19 protein-coding genes are annotated in these 23,212 nt (G+C 63.9%); 5 read left to right on the forward strand and 14 right to left on the reverse strand.

Translation table 11 applies throughout. The annotated features are described in order from the left end of the window. Positions 1-50: 50 nt before the first annotated feature. The 3 genes from IV098_RS03285 to argA all read right to left on the reverse strand — a co-directional run bounded on the left by IV098_RS03285 (position 51) and on the right by argA (position 5,220). Positions 51-2,831 (reverse strand): EAL domain-containing protein, encoded by a 2,781-nt coding sequence (locus IV098_RS03285; RefSeq protein WP_296886380.1) that lies wholly within the window; start codon positions 2,829-2,831, stop codon positions 51-53. After that, complete coding sequence (locus tag IV098_RS03290; RefSeq protein WP_296886381.1) at positions 2,828-3,721, reverse strand: phosphate/phosphite/phosphonate ABC transporter substrate-binding protein; 894 nt, start codon at positions 3,719-3,721, stop codon at positions 2,828-2,830. Before IV098_RS03290 ends, IV098_RS03285 begins: the two co-directional genes overlap by 4 nt. A gap of 185 nt (positions 3,722-3,906) precedes the next feature. Beyond that, on the reverse strand, positions 3,907-5,220 hold the full coding sequence (gene argA, locus IV098_RS03295) for an amino-acid N-acetyltransferase (RefSeq protein ID WP_296886382.1): 1,314 nt from the start codon (positions 5,218-5,220) through the stop codon (positions 3,907-3,909). 173 nt (positions 5,221-5,393) lie between these two features. Between argA and IV098_RS03300 the strand changes: the two genes are divergently transcribed. Further along, positions 5,394-5,822 carry a DsrE family protein gene (locus IV098_RS03300; RefSeq protein WP_296886383.1) on the forward strand — a complete coding sequence of 143 codons (429 nt, stop codon included), beginning with the start codon at positions 5,394-5,396 and terminating at the stop codon, positions 5,820-5,822. Between the two features lie 73 nt (positions 5,823-5,895). Here the strand turns inward: IV098_RS03300 and IV098_RS03305 are convergent, their stop codons facing one another. Then, positions 5,896-6,621: a 16S rRNA (uracil(1498)-N(3))-methyltransferase gene (locus tag IV098_RS03305; RefSeq protein WP_296886384.1), complete on the reverse strand. Its 726-nt coding sequence runs from the start codon at positions 6,619-6,621 to the stop codon at positions 5,896-5,898. 45 nt (positions 6,622-6,666) lie between these two features. Here IV098_RS03305 and IV098_RS03310 point away from each other — a divergent pair, with 45 nt between their 5' ends. From IV098_RS03310 to IV098_RS03320, 3 genes are read left to right on the forward strand one after another with little or no spacing between them, the layout of a single operon-like run. Continuing rightward, the gene (locus IV098_RS03310) at positions 6,667-7,224 is read left to right on the forward strand and encodes a thioredoxin family protein (RefSeq protein ID WP_296886385.1); all 558 of its coding nucleotides are present in this window, start codon (positions 6,667-6,669) and stop codon (positions 7,222-7,224) included. 1 nt (position 7,225) lies between these two features. After that, the gene (locus tag IV098_RS03315) at positions 7,226-7,843 is read left to right on the forward strand and encodes a class I SAM-dependent methyltransferase (RefSeq protein WP_296886386.1); all 618 of its coding nucleotides are present in this window, start codon (positions 7,226-7,228) and stop codon (positions 7,841-7,843) included. 2 nt (positions 7,844-7,845) lie between these two features. After that, entirely contained in the window at positions 7,846-8,628 is a 783-nt protein-coding gene (locus tag IV098_RS03320) for an inositol monophosphatase family protein (protein WP_296886387.1), read from the forward strand. An 8-nt stretch (positions 8,629-8,636) separates the two neighbouring features. Here the strand turns inward: IV098_RS03320 and IV098_RS03325 are convergent, their stop codons facing one another. The 9 genes from IV098_RS03325 to dusB form a co-directional block, all read right to left on the reverse strand. After that, complete coding sequence (locus tag IV098_RS03325) at positions 8,637-9,296, reverse strand: response regulator (RefSeq protein WP_296886388.1); 660 nt, start codon at positions 9,294-9,296, stop codon at positions 8,637-8,639. Further along, on the reverse strand, positions 9,293-10,537 hold the full coding sequence (locus IV098_RS03330) for an ATP-binding protein (protein ID WP_296886389.1): 1,245 nt from the start codon (positions 10,535-10,537) through the stop codon (positions 9,293-9,295). The genes IV098_RS03325 and IV098_RS03330 overlap by 4 nt, the downstream gene beginning before the upstream one ends. Positions 10,538-10,574: 37 nt before the next feature. After that, positions 10,575-13,838, reverse strand: a complete 3,264-nt coding sequence (locus tag IV098_RS03335) for a transglycosylase domain-containing protein (RefSeq protein WP_296886390.1) — start codon at positions 13,836-13,838, stop codon at positions 10,575-10,577. Between the two features lie 242 nt (positions 13,839-14,080). Further along, complete coding sequence (gene hemF / locus IV098_RS03340) at positions 14,081-14,992, reverse strand: oxygen-dependent coproporphyrinogen oxidase (RefSeq protein ID WP_296886391.1); 912 nt, start codon at positions 14,990-14,992, stop codon at positions 14,081-14,083. Then, a complete protein-coding gene (locus tag IV098_RS03345) occupies positions 14,992-15,540 on the reverse strand; it encodes an L-threonylcarbamoyladenylate synthase (RefSeq protein WP_296886392.1) in 549 nt (182 codons plus the stop codon). The genes hemF and IV098_RS03345 overlap by 1 nt, the downstream gene beginning before the upstream one ends. A gap of 17 nt (positions 15,541-15,557) precedes the next feature. Next, the gene (gene purD, locus IV098_RS03350; RefSeq protein ID WP_296886393.1) at positions 15,558-16,835 is read right to left on the reverse strand and encodes a phosphoribosylamine--glycine ligase; all 1,278 of its coding nucleotides are present in this window, start codon (positions 16,833-16,835) and stop codon (positions 15,558-15,560) included. A gap of 92 nt (positions 16,836-16,927) precedes the next feature. Beyond that, positions 16,928-18,487: a bifunctional phosphoribosylaminoimidazolecarboxamide formyltransferase/IMP cyclohydrolase gene (purH, locus tag IV098_RS03355; protein ID WP_296886394.1), complete on the reverse strand. Its 1,560-nt coding sequence runs from the start codon at positions 18,485-18,487 to the stop codon at positions 16,928-16,930. Positions 18,488-18,523: 36 nt separating this feature from the next. Continuing rightward, a complete protein-coding gene (locus IV098_RS03360; RefSeq protein ID WP_296886395.1) occupies positions 18,524-18,763 on the reverse strand; it encodes a helix-turn-helix domain-containing protein in 240 nt (79 codons plus the stop codon). Positions 18,764-18,775: 12 nt separating this feature from the next. Beyond that, the gene (dusB, locus tag IV098_RS03365; protein WP_296886567.1) at positions 18,776-19,864 is read right to left on the reverse strand and encodes a tRNA dihydrouridine synthase DusB; all 1,089 of its coding nucleotides are present in this window, start codon (positions 19,862-19,864) and stop codon (positions 18,776-18,778) included. A 131-nt stretch (positions 19,865-19,995) separates the two neighbouring features. Between dusB and mscL the strand changes: the two genes are divergently transcribed. Then, the gene (mscL, locus tag IV098_RS03370) at positions 19,996-20,418 is read left to right on the forward strand and encodes a large conductance mechanosensitive channel protein MscL (RefSeq protein ID WP_296886396.1); all 423 of its coding nucleotides are present in this window, start codon (positions 19,996-19,998) and stop codon (positions 20,416-20,418) included. Between the two features lie 9 nt (positions 20,419-20,427). Here the strand turns inward: mscL and prsT are convergent, their stop codons facing one another. Continuing rightward, positions 20,428-23,211, reverse strand: coding sequence for an XrtA/PEP-CTERM system TPR-repeat protein PrsT (gene prsT / locus IV098_RS03375; RefSeq protein WP_296886397.1), 2,784 nt, complete (start codon positions 23,209-23,211; stop codon positions 20,428-20,430). Position 23,212: the final 1 nt, after the last annotated feature.

The raw sequence follows: 23,212 nt of genomic DNA on the forward strand, positions 1-23,212 counted from the left end.
CCATTGCGCCCTGTCGGGCACGCGCGTGCGCCGCGCCCGGGAACGCTTGCCTACTCGATCAAATCCTGTAAGGCGGGGTGTTTGCGAACCGGCTTGTCGAGGTAGTAGCCCTGCACCAGGTCGACGCCGAACTGGCGCAGCAGCGACAGGGTTTTGCCGTCGCCGACGTATTCCGCCACCACCGATTTGCCCAAGCCAAGCGCAACGCTGACCATGGCTTGTACGAAGACCTGATTGTCGGGGTCGCTGATGAGGTCGCGAATGAACATGCCGTCGATCTTGATGGTGTCGACTTTCAGGTGCTTGAGGTAGGCAAACGAGGCAAAGCCGACGCCGAAATCGTCGAGGCTGATGCCGCAGCCCATTTGCCGCAGGGCCTCGATCATGCGCTGCGCGTCGTGCAGGTCGGACACCGCGGCGGTTTCCGTGATCTCGACGATCAGGCGGCTGGGATTGACGCTGCGGGTGCGCAGGCTTTCGCTGATGTACTGCGGCAGCGAAGGCTCGGACAGCGAGCGTCCGGACAGGTTGACAGCGATGGGCGGGATGCCCGGATTGTTCGCCAGCATCTGCACCACCGTGCCGATCACCCAGCGGTCGATGTCGAGAATGCGGCCGCTCTTTTCGGCCAGCTGGATGAAATGCGCCGGCATGATGAGCTGGTCCGGGTTGCGCTCGTCCACCATGCGGATAAGCGCTTCCAGGTGCGACAGGGCGCGGTCGTCGGTGCGGTAGACACCCTGGAAATGGAGCTCGAACAGGTTTTTTTCGAGCGCGTTGCTGATGCGTTCGCTCCACGACAGGCGGTTGCGCATTTCGGTGTCCGCCTCGAGGTCGGCGCGGAATACGCGCCAGGTGTTTTTGCCGGCCTGCTTGGCCTGGTACATCGCAATGTCGGCGCGCGCCACCAACTCGTCGGCGTCAGCGGCGTGTGTCGGGTAATAGGCGATACCGAGGCTGGCAGTGACCCGCAGGTTGCGGCCTTCAAAGCGGAAGGGAATTTGCGAAACGGCATGGATCACGCGGTCTGCCAGCGCTTCGGCTTCGTTGCCCTGCGCCGCGGGCAGCAGCACTGCGAATTCGTCGCCGCCGAGGCGTGCCAGCACTTCGTTGCGCCGGATCAGTGCGCTGACCTCGCCCGCCACCCGGATCAGCAGGGCGTCGCCGGCACGATGACCGTAGGTGTCGTTGATGGTCTTGAATTCGTCGAGGTCGAAGAACATCACCGCGCACGGAATGAAATGGCGGTCCGTCTCCAGCATGGTGCGGGTCAGCTCCTGCTGGAAACGGTGGCGATTGTAGAGCCCGGTCAGCGCGTCGCGCTCGGCCAGATAGACCAGTTGTTCTGCGGTCTGGCGTTCGCGGGTGATGTCTTCGTACACCCACAGGTGGCCGATGAAATGGCCGTCGCGATCGCGCACCGGATAGTCGAGTTCGGTAATGACGCGGCCGTCGGTCATTGCGATTTCGAAGCTGTCGGATATCTCGCGGGTTTCCAGCACGGACAGCAGATGGTTCGAAAAGTGGTCGGGGCGTGCCAGCGCCGAGTTCGATTTGGCGAGCGCGTCGTGCACCGGCAGACCGATCAGTTCGATGCTTTCGTCGATCATCCAGGTGTGGTTGAACGCCGGGTTGTGATACACCACGCGGCCATCGGCGGCGACGAACAGGATGCCCAGATTCATCGCCGACAGCAGCGACACCAGGCGCGCGCGCTCCTGGTCGATTTCTTCCAGATACTTGCGCTGCAGGGTTTCCGCCATGCGCAGCTCATTGAGCGCATGGCGCAGGTCGGCCTCGGTTGCCTTGATGTCGTCGATGCTGTGGATGCTGGCACGCAAGCCTTGATACACGTGGTTGCCATCGTGGATCGGCTGCCAGTTCGCCATTGCCCAGAAATGGCCGCCGTCCTTGCGGCAGATGCGGAAGGTATAGCCCTGCCCGGCCGAGCCACGCAGCGACTGGCGCATCTGGAATTCGGCGGCGGCGCGGTCTTCCGGATGGATGATGTCCGAGGGAAAGCTTGCCAGCGCCATGCATTCCTCGACGCTGAAGCCCAACATGCGCTCGACCGATGGGTTGATCCACAGCAGTTTGCCGTTGGGCGCCAGCCAGAATTCGATGTCGTGGGTGTAGTCGGCGATGGCATGGAAGCGTGCCTCGTTTTCACGCGCCCGCTCGACGTTGACGCGAACCGATTCGGCCATGCTGTTGAAGGTGGCGATCAGCTGGCCGATTTCGTCGCCCCCTTCGCCTGCCAGCTTGATGTTGAGGTCGCCCTGTGCCATTTGCTTGCTGGCGCGGGTCAGCAAGGTAAAGCGGCGGATCACCCAGCTGGAACTCAGGGCGAGCAGCAAGCTGGTCAGCAAAAGGGCGAGCGCGGCGATGATCAGGCTTTGCTGGATATAGCGGGCGCGCGCCTCCTCAATGAACCTGCCCGACAACACCAGGATGGCTTCGCCGTAGCGCTGGCCGGCCAGTTCAATCGGGATCTGTCGCCGAAAATCTGCGTCGGCGTCGTCGGCGCCGACCTGGTGCACGATGCGGTTGCGGCTGTCGCGCACCTCGATCATTTTCAGCCCGTTGCTATCGAGCAGGGTTTCAATGATGTCGCGGGTGCTGGCGTCGTCCTGCTGCGACAGCGGTGCCTGCAGTGCAACGCTCAGCATTTTGGCCAATTCGGTGACGCGTTGTTCACCCTGTTGCTGCAGTTCGCGGTTGGTGGACTGCATGCCGTTGCCGATCAGGAAGGCGAGCATGATGCCTTCTACTGCCAGTGCGGCAAAGGTCAGCTTGTAGCGCAGGGAGAGTTGATCCAGCCAGCTTTTCATTGCGCGCCCTGCAGCATTTTCTGGGTCTGCAATGCGTAGGGACGGAATGCATTCAGTTCGTTGCCGTTGAGCGGGCTGAAGCCGCCGAAGCCGCCTTTTTTCAGGAAGGCCTGGCCTTCGGCCGTGGCCGCAAATGCCAGCAGGCCTTTGCGGATGGCTTGCACGTCAGCCTCGCGGATGCGCGGATGGGTCAGATAGGTCAGGCTGGATAACGGGGGGGTTTCCAGCAGAACGTGCAATTGGCGTCGCACTTCGGGTGGGAACAGCAAGAAGGGAAGCTGCCCCACCATGGCCGCATCTGCGCGGCCCTTGACGACCTGCATGGCGGCGTTGACGTGCGTGTCTGCATTGAGTGTGCGGAAGTCGCTGCCGCTGTTGAGCCCGTTTTCGGCCAGCTCGGCCTGCAAGGCCAGCACGATTACGGCCAGGGGGTCGGGAATGGCAATGGTGCGGCCGCGCAGCGCGTCCACTTCGCGGTAAGACGAACTGGATTTGACGACGAGCAGGCCGCGTACCGGTTCGGCGTATTTGAACAGGGGACGATAGCCCGCATCCTGGCGTGCCAGCCAGGCAAAGTGGGGGGCGGTGAGCAGCAGGTCGTATTCGCCCTGACGCGTGCGATCGACAAAGGATTTGAAATTGGGTGCGCTATAGATTTCGACGCGTCGCTGCAGGGTTTTTTCCAGCGCGTTCGCCAGCGGACGATAGGTCTCGACGATCTGCTTGGCAGTGGTATTGGGGAATATTCCCAATACCAGCGGCGGAGCTTCGGCCGCCCAGACTGGGCGCAGGGCGAACAGGCCGAACAGCAGCCCGAGGACGCACAGTGCGATGCGGCGCGCGGAGTGGGCTGGGCCTGTACATAGAAAATGCTGGCTTGCTGGAATCATCGCAGGCTCCGGGTGATTCATATTAGTGGCCTGCTTTCGAAATACTGGAACATGAAACGGCGTCTTTTTCCGCATGGCGGCGTTGCTCGTCGTTGCCATAGAGCCAGCTATGTCGCCTCCTCGCGCCTTGCCCTGCGAAAAAATCCATCCGTTTCATTTTGTCCCCCTATTTCGAAAGCGGACCACTAGATAGCCTTTTCAAGTACTTTCGAGCGGCGTTTGTAGTTGTACAAGGCCTGCTTGCCATGCGGCAACTGGTCGGGGCTGCTGTCGATAAAGCCGCGTTCTTCGAACCACTGCTCGGTGCGGGTGGTCAGCACGAACAGCCGTTTGAAGCCGGCCTTCTTGCCGCGTTGCTCGGCTCCGGCCAGCAACAGGTCGCCAAAGCCGCGTCCGCGAAACTCGGCAGAGACCGCCAGACAGGCGAGTTCGGCGGCCAGTTCTTCGGGAAACGGATAAAGCGCGGCGCAGCCTGCGATGACGCCGTCGGATTCAAGCACCAGAAAGCGGTCGATTTCCATTTCCAGCCGTTCGCGCGAGCGGCGGACCAGAATGCCTTCGCGCTCCAGTGGTTCGATCAGGCCGAGAATGCCGCCGACATCGTCGATGGTGGCCGCGCGCAGGGTTTCCAGCGGCGCCGGCGTGATGAGTGTGCCAACGCCCTCGCGGGTGAACAGTTCGGACAACAGGGCGCCGTCGCGGTGGCGGCTGATAAGGTGGGCGCGTTTGACGCCGCCGGTGCAGGCGGTGATCGCGCAGGGCAGGTAATAGCTGACGTCTTCCGGTAGCTTGCGCGACTTGTCCAGCACCTGCCGCGCCTCGTTGACGGTGAGGGTGTTGTGGATGGTGCGCGCCTTGTCGGGTACGCCTTCGGTGTCCATCAGGAAAATCAGCTTGTCGGCGGCCAGTTCCACCGCCGCCTGGGTGGCGACGTCTTCCAGGCTCAGGTTGAAAATCTCGCCCGTGGGGGAATAGCCGATCGGTGACAGCAGCACGATGTCGTGCTGGTCGAGCCGTCTGCGGATTGCGGCGGCATCGATTTTGCGGACTTCGCCGGTATGCAGCAGGTCGACGCCATCGCGTATCCCGAGCGGCCGCGCGGTGACGAAATTGCCCGAGGCGACGCGGATGCTTGCGCCCGCCATCGGCGTGTTGGCGAGTCCCAGCGACAGCAGCGCTTCGATTTCGACCCGCACCGTGCCGGCCGCTTCCTTGACGCAGGCCAGCGCAGCGTCGTCGGTGACGCGCAAGCCTTCGACGTAGCGGATCGCGGCGCCGTTTTCGTTCAGCCGCGCTTCCACCTGGGGCCGCACGCCATGAATCAGCACCAGGCGCACACCCAGGCTGTTCAACAGGTTGACGTCATGCGCCAGCTGCACGAAATCGCCGTCGGCCACCAGTTCGCCGCCGAATGCAATAACGAAAGTTTTGCCGCGAAAACCGTGGATGTAGGGCGCGGCGGAGCGAAACCAGTGAACGAAATCAGCGGTGTCTTTCAAGGCAGGTAACCTGAATTTGAATTTTTGTACGCGAAGGATACCAAATTGCCCTGATGGCGCGGTCTTGAGCCTGTTTCAAGTGTCGGATAAATGGATTGAATGCACTATTGCCTGCTTGATTAATTGGTGCTTAGATAACATCCGTTCATCAAAATTATCAGGAGAAGAGAATCATGAAACAGGTCGTGAAGCGTGCAGTGCTGGGTAGCCTGCTGGTGCTGGGGTCCTTGGGTATGTCGACTGCCGTTCTGGCGGTGGAAAAAGAAAAGGTCGTGATCCAGGTGAGCCAGAATGACGCGGCCGCCTGGAATCTGGCTTTGAACAACGCCAAAAACATACAGAAAGATATCGGCGCCGACAAAGTCGACATCGAAGTGGTGGCCTTCGGCCCTGGCCTTGAAATGCTGAAGCTGGAATCCGAAGTGGCCAATCGCATTGGCGAAATGGTCGATTCTGGCGTGAAAGTGGTAGCGTGCCAGAACACCATGCGCAACCGTAAAGTTGAACCGGCCGACATCAATCCCAAAGCGGGCTTTGTTCCGTCGGGTGTGGTGGAAATCATGCGCCGCCAGCAGCAGGGCTACGCTTACCTGCGGCCCTGAGCGTATTGCGGCCATGAAAAAACCGGGCGTTTGCCCGGTTTTTTCATGGCCGCAATTTGAACGGGCGCCACCATTAAAAATCGCCCCACAGGGTTTGCATGGCGGCGAGCGCGGCGAGCGCGGCGGTTTCGGTACGCAGGATGCGTGCGCCCAAGCGCACCGGGATTGCGCCGGCCGCGTGCAGGGCGGCGATTTCGTCTGCCTCGAAGCCGCCTTCGGGGCCCGCTACCAGACAATCGCTGGCGCTGGGAGCAGGCAGGTCCGCCAGCCGTGCGTCGGCGAGCGGCGATAAAAACAGCAGGCGTCCTTCTGCCTGAGCGAGCCAGTTGGCCAGCGTCAGTGGGGCGCCGACCGGCGGCACCTGATTGCGCCCACACTGTTCGCAGGCGCTGGCGACCACGCCCTGCCAATGCGCCACCCGCTTGTCGGCGCGCTCGCCCGACAGCTTGACCACGCTGCGTTTGGCGGCGATCGGCTGGATCGCCGCGACGCCGAGTTCGACCGCCTTCTGCAGGGTGTAATCCATCCGCTCGCCGCTCGAAATGCCTTGCGCCAGCATCACGTGCAGGCGCGATTCGCGTTCGACATCGGCAAAGCCGGTGAGGCTGACCGCGACCTCATCTTTGTTGATGCGCTCGATGCGCGCGTTGTATTCGCCGCCGCAGCCATTGAACAGAACGACGGTGTCGTCCACCGCCAGCCGCAGCGCCCGTGCCGCATGGCGTGCGGGGCCTGGCGGCAGGTTGAAACGGGCACCCGGAGCGAGCGGCTGGTCGAGATAAAAACGCGGCGTGGACATCTTGTTATTATGCCGGTGTTGTCCCAATTTTCTGCGGAGCACGTCATGGTTTCCCTGCTCACCCCAGTGTGCGATTTTGGCTGGAAGGCCCCCGATTTCAGCCTCCCCGGCGTGGATGGCCGGCAGTGGAGACTGCACGATGCGATGGGCGCGAATGGTTTGCTGGTGATGTTCATATGCAACCACTGCCCCTACGTGAAAGCCATCCGCCCGCGCCTGGTGCGCGACCTCGCCGAACTCAAGCGGCATGGCATTCACGCCATCGCCATCATGTCGAACGATCCGACCGAATATGCCGAGGATTCGTTCGACAACATGAGAGCGGTGGCGACGGAATTCGATTTCCCCTTTCCCTACGTGATCGACGCTACGCAACAGGTCGCCAAGGCCTACGGTGCGGTATGCACGCCGGATTTCTTTGGTTTCAATCGCGATTACGAACTGCAGTACCGCGGCCGTTTCGACGAATCGCGCAAGGAAACCGCGCCCGAGGGCGTGCGCCGCGATCTGTTCGAGGCGATGAAGGACATCGCTGTCAGCCAGCGCGGGCCCAGCGAGCAGATTCCCAGCATGGGGTGCTCGATCAAATGGAAAGGGGAATGACATGGTCGACAATCGTCAGCACTGGGAGTCGGTTTACCACCACAAGGCGACCGACGCGGTCAGCTGGTTTCAGCCACACGCCGCGTCGTCGCTGCGCTTGATCCAGGGCTGCACCGACATCCATGCGCACATCATCGACGTCGGCGGCGGCGCCTCGGTGCTGGTGGATGATCTGCTCGACGCCGGCTATCGCAATCTGAGCGTACTTGATCTGGCTGAATCGGCGCTGGCCGCCAGCCGCCAGCGGCTGGGCGTACGCGCTCAGCCAGTGCAATGGATCGCAGCCGACATCACGCAGGCTGAGCTGCTACCCGCCGCGCGTTACGATGTCTGGCACGACCGTGCGGTGTTTCATTTTCTGACGGACCCGGCCGATCGCGCACGCTATGTGGAAACGGTTCTGAAAAGCGTGAAGCCGGGCGGCCACGTCATCGTGGCGACATTCGGCCCCGGCGGGCCGCTGCAATGCTCGGGGCTGGAGGTGGTGCGCTATGCGCCCGACGCGCTGCATGCTGAATTTGGCGCGCCCTTTCGTCTGATCAGGCATGAAACCGAAATCCATCACACCCCGACAGGGAAGGAGCAGGAATTTGTGTACTGTTATTGCGTGCGGGTCTGACCGTGCTTGAAGACGTCAAAGCCCTGGTCCGGGAAATCGCACAGCGCGAGGTGAGCCCGCGCTTTCTCAAGGTGGCGCACAGCCACAAGGCCGACGGCAGCCTGTTTACGGAGGCGGACGCAGCGACGCAGGCGGCGCTCGAGCAGGCGCTGCCGTTGATCCGCGACGTGCCGGTGCTGGGCGAGGAAATGACCGAGCAGCAGCAGCACGACGCCTGGAACGCCGGGCGCGACGGCATGTGGTGCGTCGATCCGATCGACGGCACCTCCAACTTCGTGGCCGGGGTGCCGTATTTTGCCGTTTCGGTGGCCTATCTCTACAAGGGCGAGCGCCAGCTCGGCGTGATCTACGATCCGATCGCCGATGAAATGTTCAGCGCTGAACGCGGCAAGGGCGCCCATCTCAATGGCACGCCGCTGCCACTGCGGCCGGCGGCCACGGAGCTCAAGCGCGCGCTGGCCGGGGTGGAAATGAAGCGGATCAAACGCGAGCTTGCCGGGCGGCTGGCTTCATGGCCGCCGTATGCCTCGCAGCGCAACTTCGGCGCCAGCACGCTGGACTGGTGCTACACCGCGGCGGGTCGTTTCGACATCTATGTGCACGGCGGGCAAAAGCTGTGGGATTACGCAGCCGGCGCGCTGATTCTGGAAGAGGCCGGCGGGCGGCTGTCCAGCTTGAGCGGCAGCTTCGATACGGCGAACATCTGGGAGCGTTCGGTGGTGGCTTCGGCCAGTCCGGAGCTGTTCGAACTGTGGCGTGACTGGCTGAAAGCCGCAGGCGCGTAAGCGGGCCTTCAGGTGTTGTCGCGCCCCGGCGCGACTCGGTTTTCGACTGCAAATACCGCTGCTTCCACCCGCGAGGACAGATTCAGCTTGGCCAGGATGTGCCGCACGTGCAGTTTGACGGTGTCGTGGCTGATGTCGAGCGTGCGGGCGATGGCCTTGTTGCTCTCGCCGCGCGACAGATGGGTGAGGATTTCACTTTCGCGCGGGGTCAGTGAATCGAGCAGCGAGCCCTTGCGCTGGTCCTTCTGGTCGTACAGCTTGACCAGCTTGGCGGTCATCGCCAGGGCAACCACCGTTTCGCCACGCTGGGCGCGCAGGATGGCGTCTACCACTTCGTCGGGTTCCATGCTTTTCAGCAGATAGCCGTTTGCCCCTGCGCGCAGGGCGCGCGCCAGATCGTCTTCGGCCTCGCTCAAGGTCAGGATCAGTACCGGCAGGGTGTAGCCCTCGGCCCGCAGTTGCTGCATCAGGGTGATGCCGTCGATGCCGGGCATGTTGAGGTCGAGGATGAGCACGTCGGGGCGGTGGGCGTGCAGCAGCATGCTGACCTCGCCCGGATTGCCGGTGAAGGCGGTGACTTCGATCTGGCCGCTTTGCTCAAGCAGCTCGGCCAGCCCTTTGCGGAACAGGGTGTGGTCGTCAACGAGAATGATGCGGGTCTGGCTCATAGGTTGCGGCCGGGCTGCTCGTGCTCGGCTGGGGGCTGGTTTCCGGGGCGCCGCGGGAACACCAGGCGTACCACGGTGCCGCCGGCGGGACGGCTTTCCACCTTGAGTTTGCCGTCAAGCTTGGCGGCGCGCTCGCGCATGATGGTCAGCCCGAAGCTCTTGCCCATGGTCGACGATTCGTCGTTCTTGCGCTGCACGCCGACGCCGTCGTCGGCGACGTTGACGATGTACTGGCCTTCCTCGAGATCGAAGGTGATGACGACGTGGCGCGCGCGCGCGTGCTTGGCGATGTTGTAGAGCGATTCCTGGATGATGTGGAAGACCTGGATTTCCTCGTCGGGGGTCAGCGAAACGTCCTGCACCAGGTTGAGGAAATCGACGTCGGCATTGGCTTTTTTGCGGAAGCTCTTGGCCAGTTCCTGGATCGCCGGCACCAGCCCGCGCGGGTTGATGCGGTCGCGGTATTGCGTGATCAGGTCGCGCAGATCGGCGTAGGCCAGATCGACGGCTTCTTCGACATCGCCGAGGTAGCGGTTGGCCTTGGGGTAGTCCTCGTGGCGCATCGCGTCGCTCAAGACGGTGAGCCGCATCTTGGCGTAGGCCAGCGTCTGCGCCAGCGAATCGTGGATCTGGTTGGCCAGCATCTGGCGTTCGTTCATCAGCGAGATGCGCATGTTCTCGCGGGTCAGGCGGGCATTTTCCAGCGCAATGCCGAGGTGTTCGCCGATCGAGCGGAACAGCATGCGCACGTCTTCGGGCACGGTGTGGCCTTCATCGAGGAACAGGTTGTAAACGCCCATGACCTGGTTTTTGTGCATCAGCGGGACGGCGACGACGGTTTTGCAGCTGCCGCTGAAATAGGCGTCGTTCGCCTGCTTTTTGCAGAAGGCGACATTGTTCCAGCTGCTGGTGGTGATTTCGCGCGCTGCCTTGCCGCACACCCCGCAATCGACGCTGACGATGGCTTCGTGCTCGACCATTTCGGGTGGCAGGCCGACCGAGCCGATCAACCTTAAATGAGTGCGGTCGTCGGTGATGACGCGTACCGCGCCGGCCTGCGCACCGGCCAGCCGGATCATGGTCGACAGGAAACGCCCCAGCAGCTGTTCGACATTGGCATCGGTCGACAGGCTGGTGGTGATTTCCGATAGCACGCGCAGCGCGGGCACGCTGACATTGCCGGCGTCGGAAGGCGCGTGCTGGATCAGTGGATGGACGTCTTGCAGCTTGAGGGTAGGCATAGTCTCAGCATATCCGATTTACGGGCGACAGCCAGCTTCACGGCGCCGTCGTGGGCGCGGGGAGCTCGGGCGGCACCGGCGCTGCCGGAGGCTCGGGCGCAGCAGTCGGCGCCGGCTCTGGCTGTGCAGCGGCAGGCGCCGGTGGCGCGGCGGGTGCCGCCGGCGCGAGCGGCTCCAGGTCTTCGGGGAAACCGCCCTGCGTGGGGGGCGGTTCCTGCACCGGAACGTCGACCTTGCTGGTGGTGTCGTCGGGCGCTTCGGTCACCGTAGCCTTGGCGGGCTTGCTGTCGTCGCGGGGCACGGGGATCGGTTTGGCCGGTTCCGGCGGCAGCGGATACAGATGCGGCTGCAGCTGCGGCAGCAGGGTTTTCAGGATCTGCGTGGCGAGCGAGCTGGTAAACACGAATTGCCCGGCCTGTTCGCCCGGAACCAGTGCGGTCAGGGTGCCGAAGTAGCGGTCGCCCAGATAGAAGGCGAAGGTGGCGGTACGGTTGACCACGCGCGATTCCAGCAACTGGCCGCCGCGACCGAAGCGCTGGAAGCGGTGGTCGCCGGTACCGGTCTTGCCGCCGATGGTGAGCGGGTTGCCGGCCGCATCCTTCAGCACGCCCGACAGGCGTGACGCGGTGCCGTTCTGGACCACGCCTGCCAGCGCGCGGCGCACGGTTTGCGCCAGTTCGGGCGGCAGCAGTTGCTCACCCTGGCCGGGCTTGCGCGACAGTTTGGTGTCGAACGGCGTGTGGGCGGCGAAATGCATGTGGGTGAGGCTGACCATGGGTTTGCGCACACCGTCGTTGACCAGAATGCTCATCAGTTCGGCCAGCGCCGCCGGGCGGTCGCCCGAACTGCCGATCGAGGTGCCGTAGGACGGCGTGATGTTGTCGAACGGATAGCCCAGACGCTTCCAGTCCACCAACAGGCGGTCGAAGGCTTCGACTTCGAGCAGCGACTGGATGCGGATGTTCTGCGTCTGGGTGCGGCTGGTCTTGAACAGCCAGTTGTAGACCTCGCGGCGCACCTCACCCCCCTGTTCGTACAGTTCGCCGAGGCTGGTTTTGGGTGCGGCGCGCAGGGTCTTCACCACCCACAGTTCGAGCGGGTGGATCTGCGTGACGTAGCCGCGATCGGCCATGTTGTAGGCGTTGGGGGCATGTGCTTTGTACATCGATTCCAGGGTGTTCTGGCTCAGGCTTGTGCTGGCGGGCAGATGCTTGTGCAAGGCCGCGACGTATTGCTCAAGGCGGGCCTGCGGCTCCAGATACCGGAATACCGAGGTGAAGCGGCGCGGGTTGAGGCGCACGCGGCCATACAGGTCGTCGGCCATTTGCGCGGCAGTCTGCTTTTTGTGGCGATTGTAAAAACGGCTGATGAAGACGCGGCCTTCCTGGTCGACAAAACGCTTGAGGTAGGTCTGGCGCAGCGGATTGCCGGTATCGTCGAGAATATGCGCAACCGCGCCTGGGGTGGCGCTGACGTAGTAGCGCACGATGTCGCGCATCATGCGGACGTAGACCAGGTTGACCGAATTGCGGGTCGCCTCCCACACGTCCATGACGCGGCTGTTGTCCTTCTTGTCGAAGTTGGAGAAGGTGTGTTGCCCGCCGCCGGTGAAGAAGGTTTCCGGCGCGGCCGAGTAGCGTCGGCCCATGGCGGCGTCGAGCGTGACCGCAAGGCTTTCCTTGCGGTTGGCGAGCAGGCGCTCGGCCACCCATTGCGACAGCACATCGCGTCGCGGCTGGGCCTTTTCCTTGAGTGCGGCATTGTCGAGCGTGCGGTATTCGGCATGCCGCCGCGCGATGATTTCCAGGTAGGTGGTCAGGGTGCGCAGCTTGGCGGTGGAGCCGAGGTCGAGGCGCGCCTGGCTGTTGATGTCGAATGGCTGGTTGAGGTTGTCGGCCTGGATGCGCAGGGCATTGCCGAGCGGCGTTTTCTCATACAGCGTGAAGCTGTAGATCACCTCGCCCAGCGGGTTTTCGGGCTGCAGCAGGCGATGCCCGACCAGCCCGGAGGCGCGCGCAGCCTCGAGACTCGACAGGCTTTGCAGATAGGTACTGATGATCTTCTGTGCCGGCTGGTTGATGGTGGTGTTGACCTGAAGATCGAGGCGATCGAGGTCGTACAGCCGCTTCTCGCCCAGCAGCTGCGCCACGCGGATGCGCTGCGCGTTGGTGGCCTTCTGGTCGACGAAGCGCGGCGGCGGCGGATCGGTGCGCTGTTTGGTGCTGCGCAGCTTGACCTGCTTGGCCTGGTTGGCCAGTTCGCGCGTGATCACGTCGGCGTTGGCCAGCAGGTCGAGGTGGTCGTCGGTGCTGGCGTCGAGCGCCTTGCGGTTGGCGGCGAGGTAATACGACGGGCGGCGTTCTGCCACGATCAGCGACAACGCATGTTTGAGTGCGCTGGCATAGGCATCGTTGCGGGTTGAGGGTTTGCCGTTCAGCGTCTTGTTGATGGCGGCAAAATCCAGCCCGTACCACGCCCATAGGCCGTCGCCGATGCCGTTGACTTCGCCGAAGCGCGGCGCCGCGGCAAGCGGCACCGTGTTGAGATAGGCCATCACGGTCTTGCGCCGCATCGGCAGGGTGTTGGGGCCGTCGAGATAGGCGCGCAGGCTGGCGCTGCCCATCTGGCGCAGCTTGTCGGTCATGTTGTTAGTCAGCCCCTCGGGCGAGTGGCGATATTTCTCGATCTGCGTCGGCAGGGTGCTGCCGCCGGGCACGTTGCGGTTGGTGTCGATCAGGCTGATGCCTTTTTCGAGCAGGGCTTGCGCCAGACGGTCCCATTCCACCGCCGGGTTGCGGGTGGGAAACTGCTCGGTCAGCAATTCGCGGTTTTCGATGTAGAGCAGCGACTGCACCAGCACCGCGGGAATGGTCTCGAAGCGCTCGTAGACGCGGGTCGGGTGCTTGCCTTGGTAGAGCAGCTTGCCGTCGCTGTCGAGCAGGCTCAGGCCGGCCTGGTCTTTTTCCTGATAGGGCATGAACAGGCCGAGGTCGTCCGCCCGCTCCATCTGGATGCTGATCTTGGCCTGCTCGTCGATTTTCCAGCCGGCCTGGTCGAGTCGCTCCAGGTAGGCTGGCAGGGTGTGGTAGCCGAGACGAACGTCATACGGCCCGTCGCCGGGATAGCGGATGCGCTTGGACGGTCCCGGCTGCATCTGCCAGGTCATTTTTTGTGCGGTCTTGACCAGGTACTTGGCTTCGAGCGCTGACGACAGCAGTTCCCAGGCGATCAGGGCGGTGGCGGCGATCAGCAGCAGCAGAACGCCCAATGCAATGAGGATGCGACGCGGGGTTTTTCTCATAATCCTAGAAACCACAGTTGGACGCGCCCGAGGGTGCGTCTGATCGGGTGTCTGCCGCGAAGCAACGACGCTGCGGGCCGGGGCCCGCAAAGAGGCGCGACAAAGGCAGGCGCACGAGCAGGCGTGCCCTCGGGCACGTAGCGGACTCACCGCATGGGTGAATGAGATCGAAGGCGTTCAATTTTTTATTCATGCGGTATTTACGAGAGAAATGAGCGGTCAACTGCGGTTTTTAGGATGACTCAGATCCAGTCGCGCGCAACAAGAAAGTCGGAGTAGAGGCGGGCTTCCGCCGTGCCGGGTTCGGGATGCCAGTCGTAGCGCCATTTCACGATCGGCGGCAGCGACATCAGGATGGATTCGGTACGGCCGCCGGACTGCAGGCCGAACAGGGTGCCGCGGTCGTACACCAGGTTGAATTCGACATAGCGACCGCGTCGGTAGGCCTGGAAATCGCGTTCGCGTTCGCCGTACGGGCTGTCTTTGCGGCGTTCGAGGATGGGTAGATACGCGGCGAGGAAGGCATCGCCCACGCTCTGCGTCATGGCGAAGGCGTGCTCGAAACCACCCTCGGCAAAGTCGTCGAAGAACACGCCGCCAATGCCGCGCGGTTCGTTACGATGCTTGAGGAAAAAATAACGGTCGCACCAATCCTTGAAGCGCGGATGCAGGTCGGCGCCGAACGGATCGAGCGCGCGCTTGCAGGTGGTGTGGAAGTGCTGCGCGTCGTCCTCGAAGCCGTAATAGGGCGTCAGGTCCATGCCGCCACCGAACCACCACACCGGCGCCTCGCCCTCCTTCATCGCGACGAAGCAGCGCACGTTCATATGCACCGTCGGCGCGTAGGGATTGCGTGGATGCAGCACCAGCGACACGCCCATGGCTTCCCAGCGGCGGCCGGCCAGTTCCGGACGGTGGGCACTGGCGGACGGCGGCAGCTGGCTGCCGAGTACATGCGAGAAATTCACCCCGCCGCGTTCGAACACCTGGCCTTCTTCGATCAGCCGCGAGATGCCGCCGCCGCCTTCGGGGCGTTGCCAGGCATCGGTGCGGAAGGGCAGGCCGTCGGCGGTTTCCAGTGCGGCGACGATGCGCGCCTGCAGGTCGAGCAGATAGGTTTTGACGGCGGCGGTATCGAAGGTCGGAGAGGTCATCAGGGGCGAAGCGTGGTTCCGCTGGCTAGGTCGATCAGGGTGGAGGGGCGGCGGCGCGTACCGATGCGGCCATCGATCACGCGTACCTGCGCGCCGAACATTCTGCTGCATTGTGCCGCAGTTTGCGCGGCGCGTCGGCCGCTTTTGTTGGCGCTGGTGGAGACCAGCGCCATGCCCAGTTCACGGCACAGCCGGGCAGCAACCGGATGGGCGGTGACGCGAACCGCAAGCGTGCCGCGCCCGCCGGTGAGCAGCGGCGAACAGGTGGCGGCAGCCGGCACCACCCAGGTGACCGGGCCGGGCCAACCGGACTGGACGCGCGTCCGCTCGGCCGGACGCAGGGGGCGGATGAAGGGCAGCAGTCGTTTGAGGTGGTCGGCAATCAGAATCATGCCCTTGGCGGCGCTGCGGCCCTTGAGGCGGATCAGGCGTTTGAGGGCGCGCGGGTTGCGCGGATCGCAGCCGAGGCCGAAGCAGGATTCGGTAGGGTAGGCAATGAGCCCGCCGCGCTTGAGATACGCGCGCAGTTCGGCTGCCTCAGCGCTCACCGCTCACGCCTCACCGTTTACTTTTTGCGATCCAGCGCGCGCCAGCCGATGTCGCGACGGAACTGCATGCCATCGAAGTGGATCGCGGCGACGGCCTCGTAGGCGCGGGCTTGCGCCATGCGGACGCTGTCGCCCAGCGCGGTGACGGCCAGCACGCGGCCGCCACTCACCACGGTCTCGCCGTCCTGCGCGGCAGTGCCGGCGTGGAAGACGTGCAGATCGTCAGCTGCGGCGGGCAGCGCGCCGATGACGTCGCCTTTGCGCGGCGCATCCGGATAGCCTGCTGCGGCCAGCACCACGGCCAGCGCGGTGCGGCGGTCCCATTCGGCTTCGACCTGGTCGAGCGTGCCGTCGATGGCGGCGTCCATCAGCACGACCAGATCGGTTTTCAGCCGCATCATGATCGGCTGGGTTTCCGGATCGCCCATGCGGCAGTTGAATTCCAGCACCTTGGGCGCGCCGTCGGCGCCGACCATGATGCCGGCGTACAAAAAGCCGGTGTAGCGGATGCCGTCGGCGGCCATGCCGGCGACGGTGGGGTGGATCACCTCGCGCATGATGCGGGCATGCAGTTCCGGCGTGACCACGGGCGCTGGCGAATAGGCGCCCATGCCGCCGGTGTTTGGCCCGCTGTCGCCATCGCCGAGGCGTTTGTGATCCTGGCTCGACGCCAGTGCCAGCACGTGCGCGCCGTCGACCATGACGATGAAGCTGGCTTCCTCGCCGAGCAGGCATTCCTCGATCACCACGCGATGGCCGGCCTCGCCCATGCTGTTGCCGGACAGCATGGCGTCGACCGCAGCGTGGGCCTCGTCCGCCGTGGTTGCGACGACCACGCCCTTGCCTGCAGCCAGGCCGTCGGCTTTCACCACGATGGGCGCGCCGTGCTGGTCGATGTAGGCGTGGGCCGCGGCGGTATCGGTGAAGGTGCCGAACGCCGCGGTCGGGATGCCGTGGCGCGCCATGAACTGCTTGGCGTAATCCTTGGAACTTTCGAGCTGGGCGGCTGCCTGGGTCGGGCCGAAAATCCGCAGCCCGGCGGCGCGAAACGCGTCGACCACGCCCGCCGCCAGCGGCGCTTCGGGGCCGACCACGGTGAACGCGATATCGCTGTCGCTGCGCACGAATTCAAGCAGGTCGGGGATCGAGGTGAACGGTACGTTGATCAGGCCGTCCTCGGTTGCGGTGCCGCCGTTGCCGGGGGCGACGAGGACGTTTGAAACGCGGGGGGATTGCGCGAGCTTCCACGCCAGTGCGTGTTCGCGTCCGCCGGAGCCGATGACTAGGATTTTCATAAGGAGGTGAGCGGTGAGGGGTAAGCGGTGAGCGGTGGGTGGAGTGAGGTGTTTTTTCCGCTCACTGCTCACCGTTCACCGCTTACCAAAAATCAATGCCGGAAATGCCGCGTTCCGGTGAACACCATCGCGATGCCGTGTTCGTTGGCGGCCGCGATGACTTCGTCGTCGCGCATCGAGCCGCCGGGCTGGATCACCGCCTTGATGCCGGCTGCGGCTGCCTGGTCGATGCCGTCGCGGAAGGGGAAGAAGGCGTCTGACGCCATCACAGAACCGGGCACCGGCAGGCCGGCGTGTTCGGCCTTGATCGCGGCGATGCGGGCCGAGTTGATGCGGCTCATCTGGCCTGCGCCGACGCCGACCGTCATGCGATCCTTGACGTAGACGATGGCGTTGGATTTGACGAACTTGGCGACGCGCCAGGCGAATAGCAGGTCGTCCATTTCCTGCGCGGTCGGGGTGCGGGTGGTGACGGTTTTGAGTTCGCCGTGCAGCAGGATGTCGGCGTCCTGCACCAGCAGGCCGCCGGCCACGCGTTTCATGTCGAGCTGGGCGACAGAACCGGACCACGCGCCGCATTCGAGCAGGCGCACGTTTTTCTTCGCGGCGACGGCGGCGGATGCTTCGGGGCTGACTTCGGGCGCGATGATGACTTCAACGAACTGGCGCTCGACGATGGCAGCAGCGGTCGCGCCATCGAGGCGGCCGTTGAAGGCGATGATGCCGCCGAAAGCCGATTCGGGATCGGTCTGGTAGGCGCGGTTGTAGGCGTCGAGCAGGTTGGTGCCGTAGGCGACGCCGCACGGGTTGGCGTGTTTGACGATGACGCAGGCGGGCGCGGTGTCGAACAGTTTCACGCATTCGAGCGCCGCATCGGTGTCGGCGATGTTGTTGTAGCTGAGTTCCTTACCCTGGATCTGGCGCGCGGTGGAAATGGTGCCGGCCGGGGCGTTGGCCTCGACGTAGAACGCGCCGGCCTGATGCGGGTTCTCGCCGTAGCGGCAGACTTGCGCGCGGGTGAACTGCAGGTTGAGCTTGCCGCCGAACGCCTCGCGTTCGTTGTCGGCGTTCAGCGCGGTGAGGTAGTTGCTGATATGGCCGTCGTATTCGGCGGTGTGGGTGAAAGCTTTTTTCGCTAGACCGAAGCGGGTGACGTCCGTCAGCGCGCCGCCGTTGGCCTGCATTTCGGTGGTAAGCAGCGGGTAGTCGGCGGGGTCGGTGACGATGGCGACGAAGCGGTAGTTTTTGGCGGAGGAACGCACCATCGCCGGGCCGCCGATGTCGATGTTCTCGATCGCGTCATCGAGCGTGTGCGGCTTCGACACCGTGGCAACAAACGGATACAGGTTCACGCACACCAGATCGATGTAGGGCAGGCCGTGTTCGTTCATGGTAGCGACGTGTTCGGGCAGGTCGCGCCGCGCCAGGATACCGCCATGGACTTTCGGATGCAGCGTCTTCACCCGGCCGTCGAGCATCTCGGGGAAGCCGGTGTAGTCGGCAACGTCGATCACCGGCAAGCCGGCGTCGCGGATGGCCTTGGCTGTGCCGCCGGTGGACAGCAGTTCGACCCCTTGGGCGGCAAGCGCGCGGGCAAATTCGACGAGGCCGGTTTTGTCGGAAACCGAGAGGAGGGCGCGCTGGATTTTCATGGGGTGGTGGGCAGGAAGCGGTGAGGGAGGGGCGGCTTATTCGGAGAGACCGTATTCGCGCATTTTCTTGCGCAGGGTGTTGCGGTTGATGCCGAGCATTTCGGCGGCGCGGGTCTGATTGCCTTCGGAGCGGTCGAGAATATAGGCGAGAAGGGGCTTTTCCATGGCGCCCAGCACCATGTTGTAGATCTCGCTCGGTGTCTCGCCGTCGAGGTCCTTGAAATAGCGGTTGAGCGACCGCCGCATGCAGGCGGCGATTTCGGTTTCTTCGATCATTATTCTTCCCTGTTATGCCGCGAGCCGTGAACCTGGCGGCAAATCTTGCGTGGTCTGACTGTGAAGACTGCTTGCGCTGCGGAATTCGGTGGGGGCGTCGCTGGCGGTTTCGTAGCGCAGGCGACTGTCGGCCCGTGCCGCCTGGGAAAAGTAGTCGTTGACCATGCCGAGCTGTTCGGCCACCGAGTCGAGCTGGTTCATCGTGTGGCGGAACGCGCTGCTGCCGACCAGCCCACGGGTATACCAGGAGATGTGCTTGCGTGCGACGCGCACGCCGGTGACGTCGCCGTAAAACGCGTACAGGTCGTGGATGTGTTCGAGCAGCACGGCGTGGATTTCCGTCACTTCAGGCTGCGGCAGGTGTTCACCGGTGTTCAGGAAATGCTCGATCTCGCGGAAGATCCACGGCCGCCCCTGCGCGGCGCGGCCGATCATCACCGCATCGGCGCCGGTGTATTCGAGGACGAATTTCGCTTTTTCCGGCGTGGTGATGTCGCCGTTGGCGATGACCGGGATGCGCGCGGCAGTTTTCACCGCGCGGATGGTGTCGTATTCGGCGTCGCCGGTGTAGCCGCAGGCGCGGGTGCGGCCGTGCATCGCCAGCGCCTGCACGCCGGCGTTCTCAGCGATCCTGAGAATGTTCAGTGCATTGCGGTGTTCGCGATCCCAGCCGGTGCGGATCTTCAGCGTCACCGGCACCTCGGGCACTGCCTTGACCACGGCATCGAGGATGCGGCCGACCAGCGCTTCATCCTGCAGCAGCGCGGAGCCGGCCATCACGTTGCACACCTTCTTCGCCGGGCAGCCCATGTTGATATCGATGATCTGGGCGCCGCGGTCGACGTTGTGACGCGCGGCTTCCGCCAGCATCGCCGGGTCAGCGCCGGCGATCTGCACGCTGATCGGATCGACTTCGCCTTCGTGGTTGGCGCGTCGCGCGGTCTTGGCCGAGCCATACAGCAGCGAGTTCGAGGTCACCATCTCGGACACCGCCATGCCGGCGCCCAGCTTTTTGCAAAGCTGGCGGAACGGCCGGTCGGTCACCCCGGCCATGGGGGCGACGACCAGACGGTTTTTGAGGAGGTGGGAACCGATACGCATAAGGAGGGGCATTTTACCCGTGTCGGGAACACCCACCAAGCAGATGAGAATTTACATGAAGGCTTGGAGCCAGCTTGCCTCAACGATTACCATCGGCCTGGCATTTCCGTTCAAATTTCAGGGAGAAAGCAATGAGCTTCATGTCGGAATTCAAGCAGTTCGCAGTCAAGGGCAATGCGATGGATCTGGCAGTCGGCGTCATCATCGGCGCGGCCTTCGGCAAGATCGTCGACTCGGTCGTCAACGATCTGGTCATGCCGATCATCGGCGCCCTGTCCGGCGGGCTCGATTTCACCAACCTGTTCATCGCGCTGGGCAGCGTGCCGGAGGGCGTCGGTGCGACGCTGGCGGAAGTCAAGAAAGCCGGCGTGCCGGTGTTTGCCTACGGCAGCTTCCTCACCATCCTGCTCAACTTCATCATCCTGGCTTTCATCGTGTTCTTGCTGGTGCGCCAGATGAACCGGTTGAAGCAGGCCGAAGCGCCTGCCGCGCCGCCGGCCACGCCGGAAGATGTGGTGCTGCTGCGCGAGATTCGCGACAGCTTGCGCAAGTAAATTGGGGTGTCAGCGCGCCCTGGCCTGCAGTTGCTGGAGCAGGGCGCGTGCCTCGGCCTCCTGCGGGAACGCCAGGCCGTTGCCCAGCAGGCGTTCGAGTTCGCTGCGCGCCCGCGCGGTATCGCCGGTCTGCGCGTAGGCTGCCGCCAGGTGGTACTGGATTTCCGCTGCATCGGGGGATTTGCTCAGCGCTTGCTGCAGCAGCTTGATGCCGCGCGCGGTTTGTTTCTGTTGCACCAGGATCCAGCCCAGCGTATCCATCACAGCCGGGTTGTTGGGCGCCAGCTTGAGTGCCTGCTCGGCATAGGTCGCGGCGCGCTTGTCTCCGCTTTCGAAGAGCGCCCAGGCCAGATTGTTGAGAATCAGCAAGTTGTTCGGGTTGCTGGCGTTGAGCAGCAGATAGTGTTCGCTGGCCGCGGCAAACTGTTTGCGCTTGATCAGGCTTTCGGCCAGCACGGCGCGGCTGCTGGTGTCTTTCGGTTGTGTGGCGAGCCAGGCGGCAAGACGCTTCTCGCCTTCTTTGGGGCGTTGCATTGCACTCAGCACTTTCAACTGGCGCGCCAGCAGGGCACCTGACGGAGCCAGCTGCTGGGCGCGTTCGAGTGCGGCGAGCGCAGCGGGGTAATCCTTGCGCGCATAGGCAACGTCGCCTTCCAGCACGTAGCCGGCCGGGTTGGCGGGTTTTTGCTGCTGCACCTGCCGGGCCTGCTTGAGGGCGTCATCCAGACGGGCGCCCTGGATATCGACGCCGACCAGCATGACTTGCGCATCCAGCAGATCGGGCTGGATCCGCAGCGCATCCTGCAGGGTCTTGCGTGCGCCCGCGAAATCCTTGGCGACGATTTGCGCGCCCGCCAGCTTGACCAGCGGCTCGGCCTTGCCGGGCTGGCGTTCGACCAGTTTGCGGTAGCTGTTGAGCGCGTTGGCGGTGTCGCCGAGCGATAGCTGGGTGGTGCCGAGCAATTCAAGTGCGGCCGCGTTGTCCGGCTGGGCATTCACGGCTTCGCGGGCGACGCTCAGCGCCTTGTTTCGGTCGCCTTTGGCAAGCAGGTAGCGCGCCAGCGCGATGCGCGGCTGCAGCGCCTGCGGATGAACGCTGGCGGCTTTTTCCAGCCAGGCGACATAGGCTTTTTCATCCTGCTCGCGCTGCGCCAGCTCGGCCAGCATCAGCATGGCGTTGAGGTGCTTGGGGTCGGCTTTGAGAATGCCCTCGAAACGCTGGCGTGCGGCGGCAGGCTGTTTGTCCTGCAGGTCGAGCTGCGCCAGATTGGCTGCCGCCGGGAAAAATGCGGGGTCGAGTTTGAGCGCCTGGCTGAGGCTTTCGCGGGCGCGGGCGTTGTCGCGTTTGCCCAGATAGGCCGCTGCCCGGTAATTCCAGGAGAGCGGGGTGGCCGCCTGTTTCTTTTCCAGGGCGTCGATGCTGGCAAGGGCCGCATCGAACTGCTTGCGTTTGAGCTGATCGAGGATGATGACGCTATCCGCGCGACTGCCGCCGCCCGCCATGTCGGACGCGCTTTGCAAATCGCCCAGCGCGCGGGCGTCGCCCTGCGCCAGACGCGAGATGCCGAGTTCGGTGCGGATGTCGGCGCTGCCGGGACTGAGCCGGGCGGCCTGTTCGAAATAGCCCGAAGCCTTGGGGAAATCCTTTTGGGCCAGTGCGATTTCGCCGGCCACAACCAGCACGCCGGCATCCACCTGCGCGGCCTTCAGCGCAGGCGCCAGGGTGCGCTCCGCGTCATCCGGACGGCCGAGGCGCAATTGTGCGGCTGCCAGCAGGCGCAGCGCATACACATTGCCCGGCGCGGCCTTGATCACCTTGTTGAGATGCGCTTCGGCGGTTTGCATGTTGCCGAGCGCGAACTCGATCGCGCCGCCGAGCAGCAGTGCCGGGACGAAATCGGGCGCGGTCTTGAGCACGGCGGCCAGGTGGTCGCGCGCACGTCCGGTTTTCTTTTCCTGAAAATCGATCAGGGCTTCGGTGTAGCGCGCCTGCAGGCTGTTGGGGGTGATTTTCAGCGCAGCGTCGACGTGCTTGCGGGCCTCGCTCAACTGGTTCTGCTTGATGGCGATGCCGGCCAAGGCGAGCCGGGTGTTGCTGTTTTGCGGGTTCAGCCGGATGACTTCGCGGTAAGCCGCAATGGCTTCGGTCTCCTGGCCGCTGGCGCGCAGCAGGTCGCCTTTCATGATCAGGGCATCTTCATGTTTGGGGTCGAGGCGCAGCGCCTGATCGGTCTCCTGCATCGCCAGGGCGAGATCGCGGTCCGCCAGGGCGAGCTGGGCCAGCGCCAGATGCACCCAGGGATTGTCGGGGGCGATCTGCTGCGCCCGTTTCAGGGTGTTGCGGGCGTCGTCTGCGCGTTGTAGTCCGAGTTCGGCTGTGGCGCGCAGCGCGAGCAGGGTTGCGGCCTCGTTGCTGCTGTCGCCGGGCGCGGGCAGTTCGTCGAGGATGCGCTGGTATTCCTGCTGCATCAGGAGCGTGCGGGCAATCAGCGGATTGACGGTGCCGGCAGCGATGCCGGCCTCGCGGGCGCGGCGGAACTCTTTTTCCGCGCTGGCCAGATCGAGCTGGGCAAGATAGAGCTTGCCCAGTTCAAAACGCGCTTCGGCGTTGTTGTCGTCCTGATCGATGGCGTTTTTGAGCTGGATCGTCGCGGCTTTGATATCCCCGGCAGCGATTTTCAGCTGGGCTTCTTTTACCAGCGTGGCGCTGTCCTCCCCGCCGCAGGCGGTCAACAGGCTGGCGCCCAGTATCAGGGCGAGCAGCAGGCGTGAGGCGGGAGGAGACGGGGGCATG

This window comes from Thiobacillus sp. (genome assembly GCF_018780105.1).
Lineage (GTDB): Bacteria > Pseudomonadota > Gammaproteobacteria > Burkholderiales > Thiobacillaceae > Thiobacillus.

What these genes read in the sequence shown, in the direction of transcription:
- IV098_RS03305 (WP_296886384.1), bottom strand. Translation starts at nt 6,621, where the DNA reads ATGTCCACGCCGCGTTTTTATCTCGACCAGCCGCTCGCTCCGGGTGCC.
- IV098_RS03315 (WP_296886386.1), top strand. Translation starts at nt 7,226, where the DNA reads ATGGTCGACAATCGTCAGCACTGGGAGTCGGTTTACCACCACAAGGCG.
- IV098_RS03290 (WP_296886381.1), bottom strand. Translation starts at nt 3,721, where the DNA reads ATGATTCCAGCAAGCCAGCATTTTCTATGTACAGGCCCAGCCCACTCC.
- IV098_RS03335 (WP_296886390.1), bottom strand. Translation starts at nt 13,838, where the DNA reads ATGAGAAAAACCCCGCGTCGCATCCTCATTGCATTGGGCGTTCTGCTG.
- IV098_RS03325 (WP_296886388.1), bottom strand. Translation starts at nt 9,296, where the DNA reads ATGAGCCAGACCCGCATCATTCTCGTTGACGACCACACCCTGTTCCGC.
- prsT (WP_296886397.1), bottom strand. Translation starts at nt 23,211, where the DNA reads ATGCCCCCGTCTCCTCCCGCCTCACGCCTGCTGCTCGCCCTGATACTG.
- IV098_RS03285 (WP_296886380.1), bottom strand. Translation starts at nt 2,831, where the DNA reads ATGAAAAGCTGGCTGGATCAACTCTCCCTGCGCTACAAGCTGACCTTT.
- IV098_RS03300 (WP_296886383.1), top strand. Translation starts at nt 5,394, where the DNA reads ATGAAACAGGTCGTGAAGCGTGCAGTGCTGGGTAGCCTGCTGGTGCTG.
- dusB (WP_296886567.1), bottom strand. Translation starts at nt 19,864, where the DNA reads ATGCGTATCGGTTCCCACCTCCTCAAAAACCGTCTGGTCGTCGCCCCC.
- IV098_RS03310 (WP_296886385.1), top strand. Translation starts at nt 6,667, where the DNA reads ATGGTTTCCCTGCTCACCCCAGTGTGCGATTTTGGCTGGAAGGCCCCC.
- purH (WP_296886394.1), bottom strand. Translation starts at nt 18,487, where the DNA reads ATGAAAATCCAGCGCGCCCTCCTCTCGGTTTCCGACAAAACCGGCCTC.
- IV098_RS03330 (WP_296886389.1), bottom strand. Translation starts at nt 10,537, where the DNA reads ATGCCTACCCTCAAGCTGCAAGACGTCCATCCACTGATCCAGCACGCG.
- hemF (WP_296886391.1), bottom strand. Translation starts at nt 14,992, where the DNA reads ATGACCTCTCCGACCTTCGATACCGCCGCCGTCAAAACCTATCTGCTC.
- IV098_RS03360 (WP_296886395.1), bottom strand. Translation starts at nt 18,763, where the DNA reads ATGATCGAAGAAACCGAAATCGCCGCCTGCATGCGGCGGTCGCTCAAC.
- mscL (WP_296886396.1), top strand. Translation starts at nt 19,996, where the DNA reads ATGAGCTTCATGTCGGAATTCAAGCAGTTCGCAGTCAAGGGCAATGCG.
- purD (WP_296886393.1), bottom strand. Translation starts at nt 16,835, where the DNA reads ATGAAAATCCTAGTCATCGGCTCCGGCGGACGCGAACACGCACTGGCG.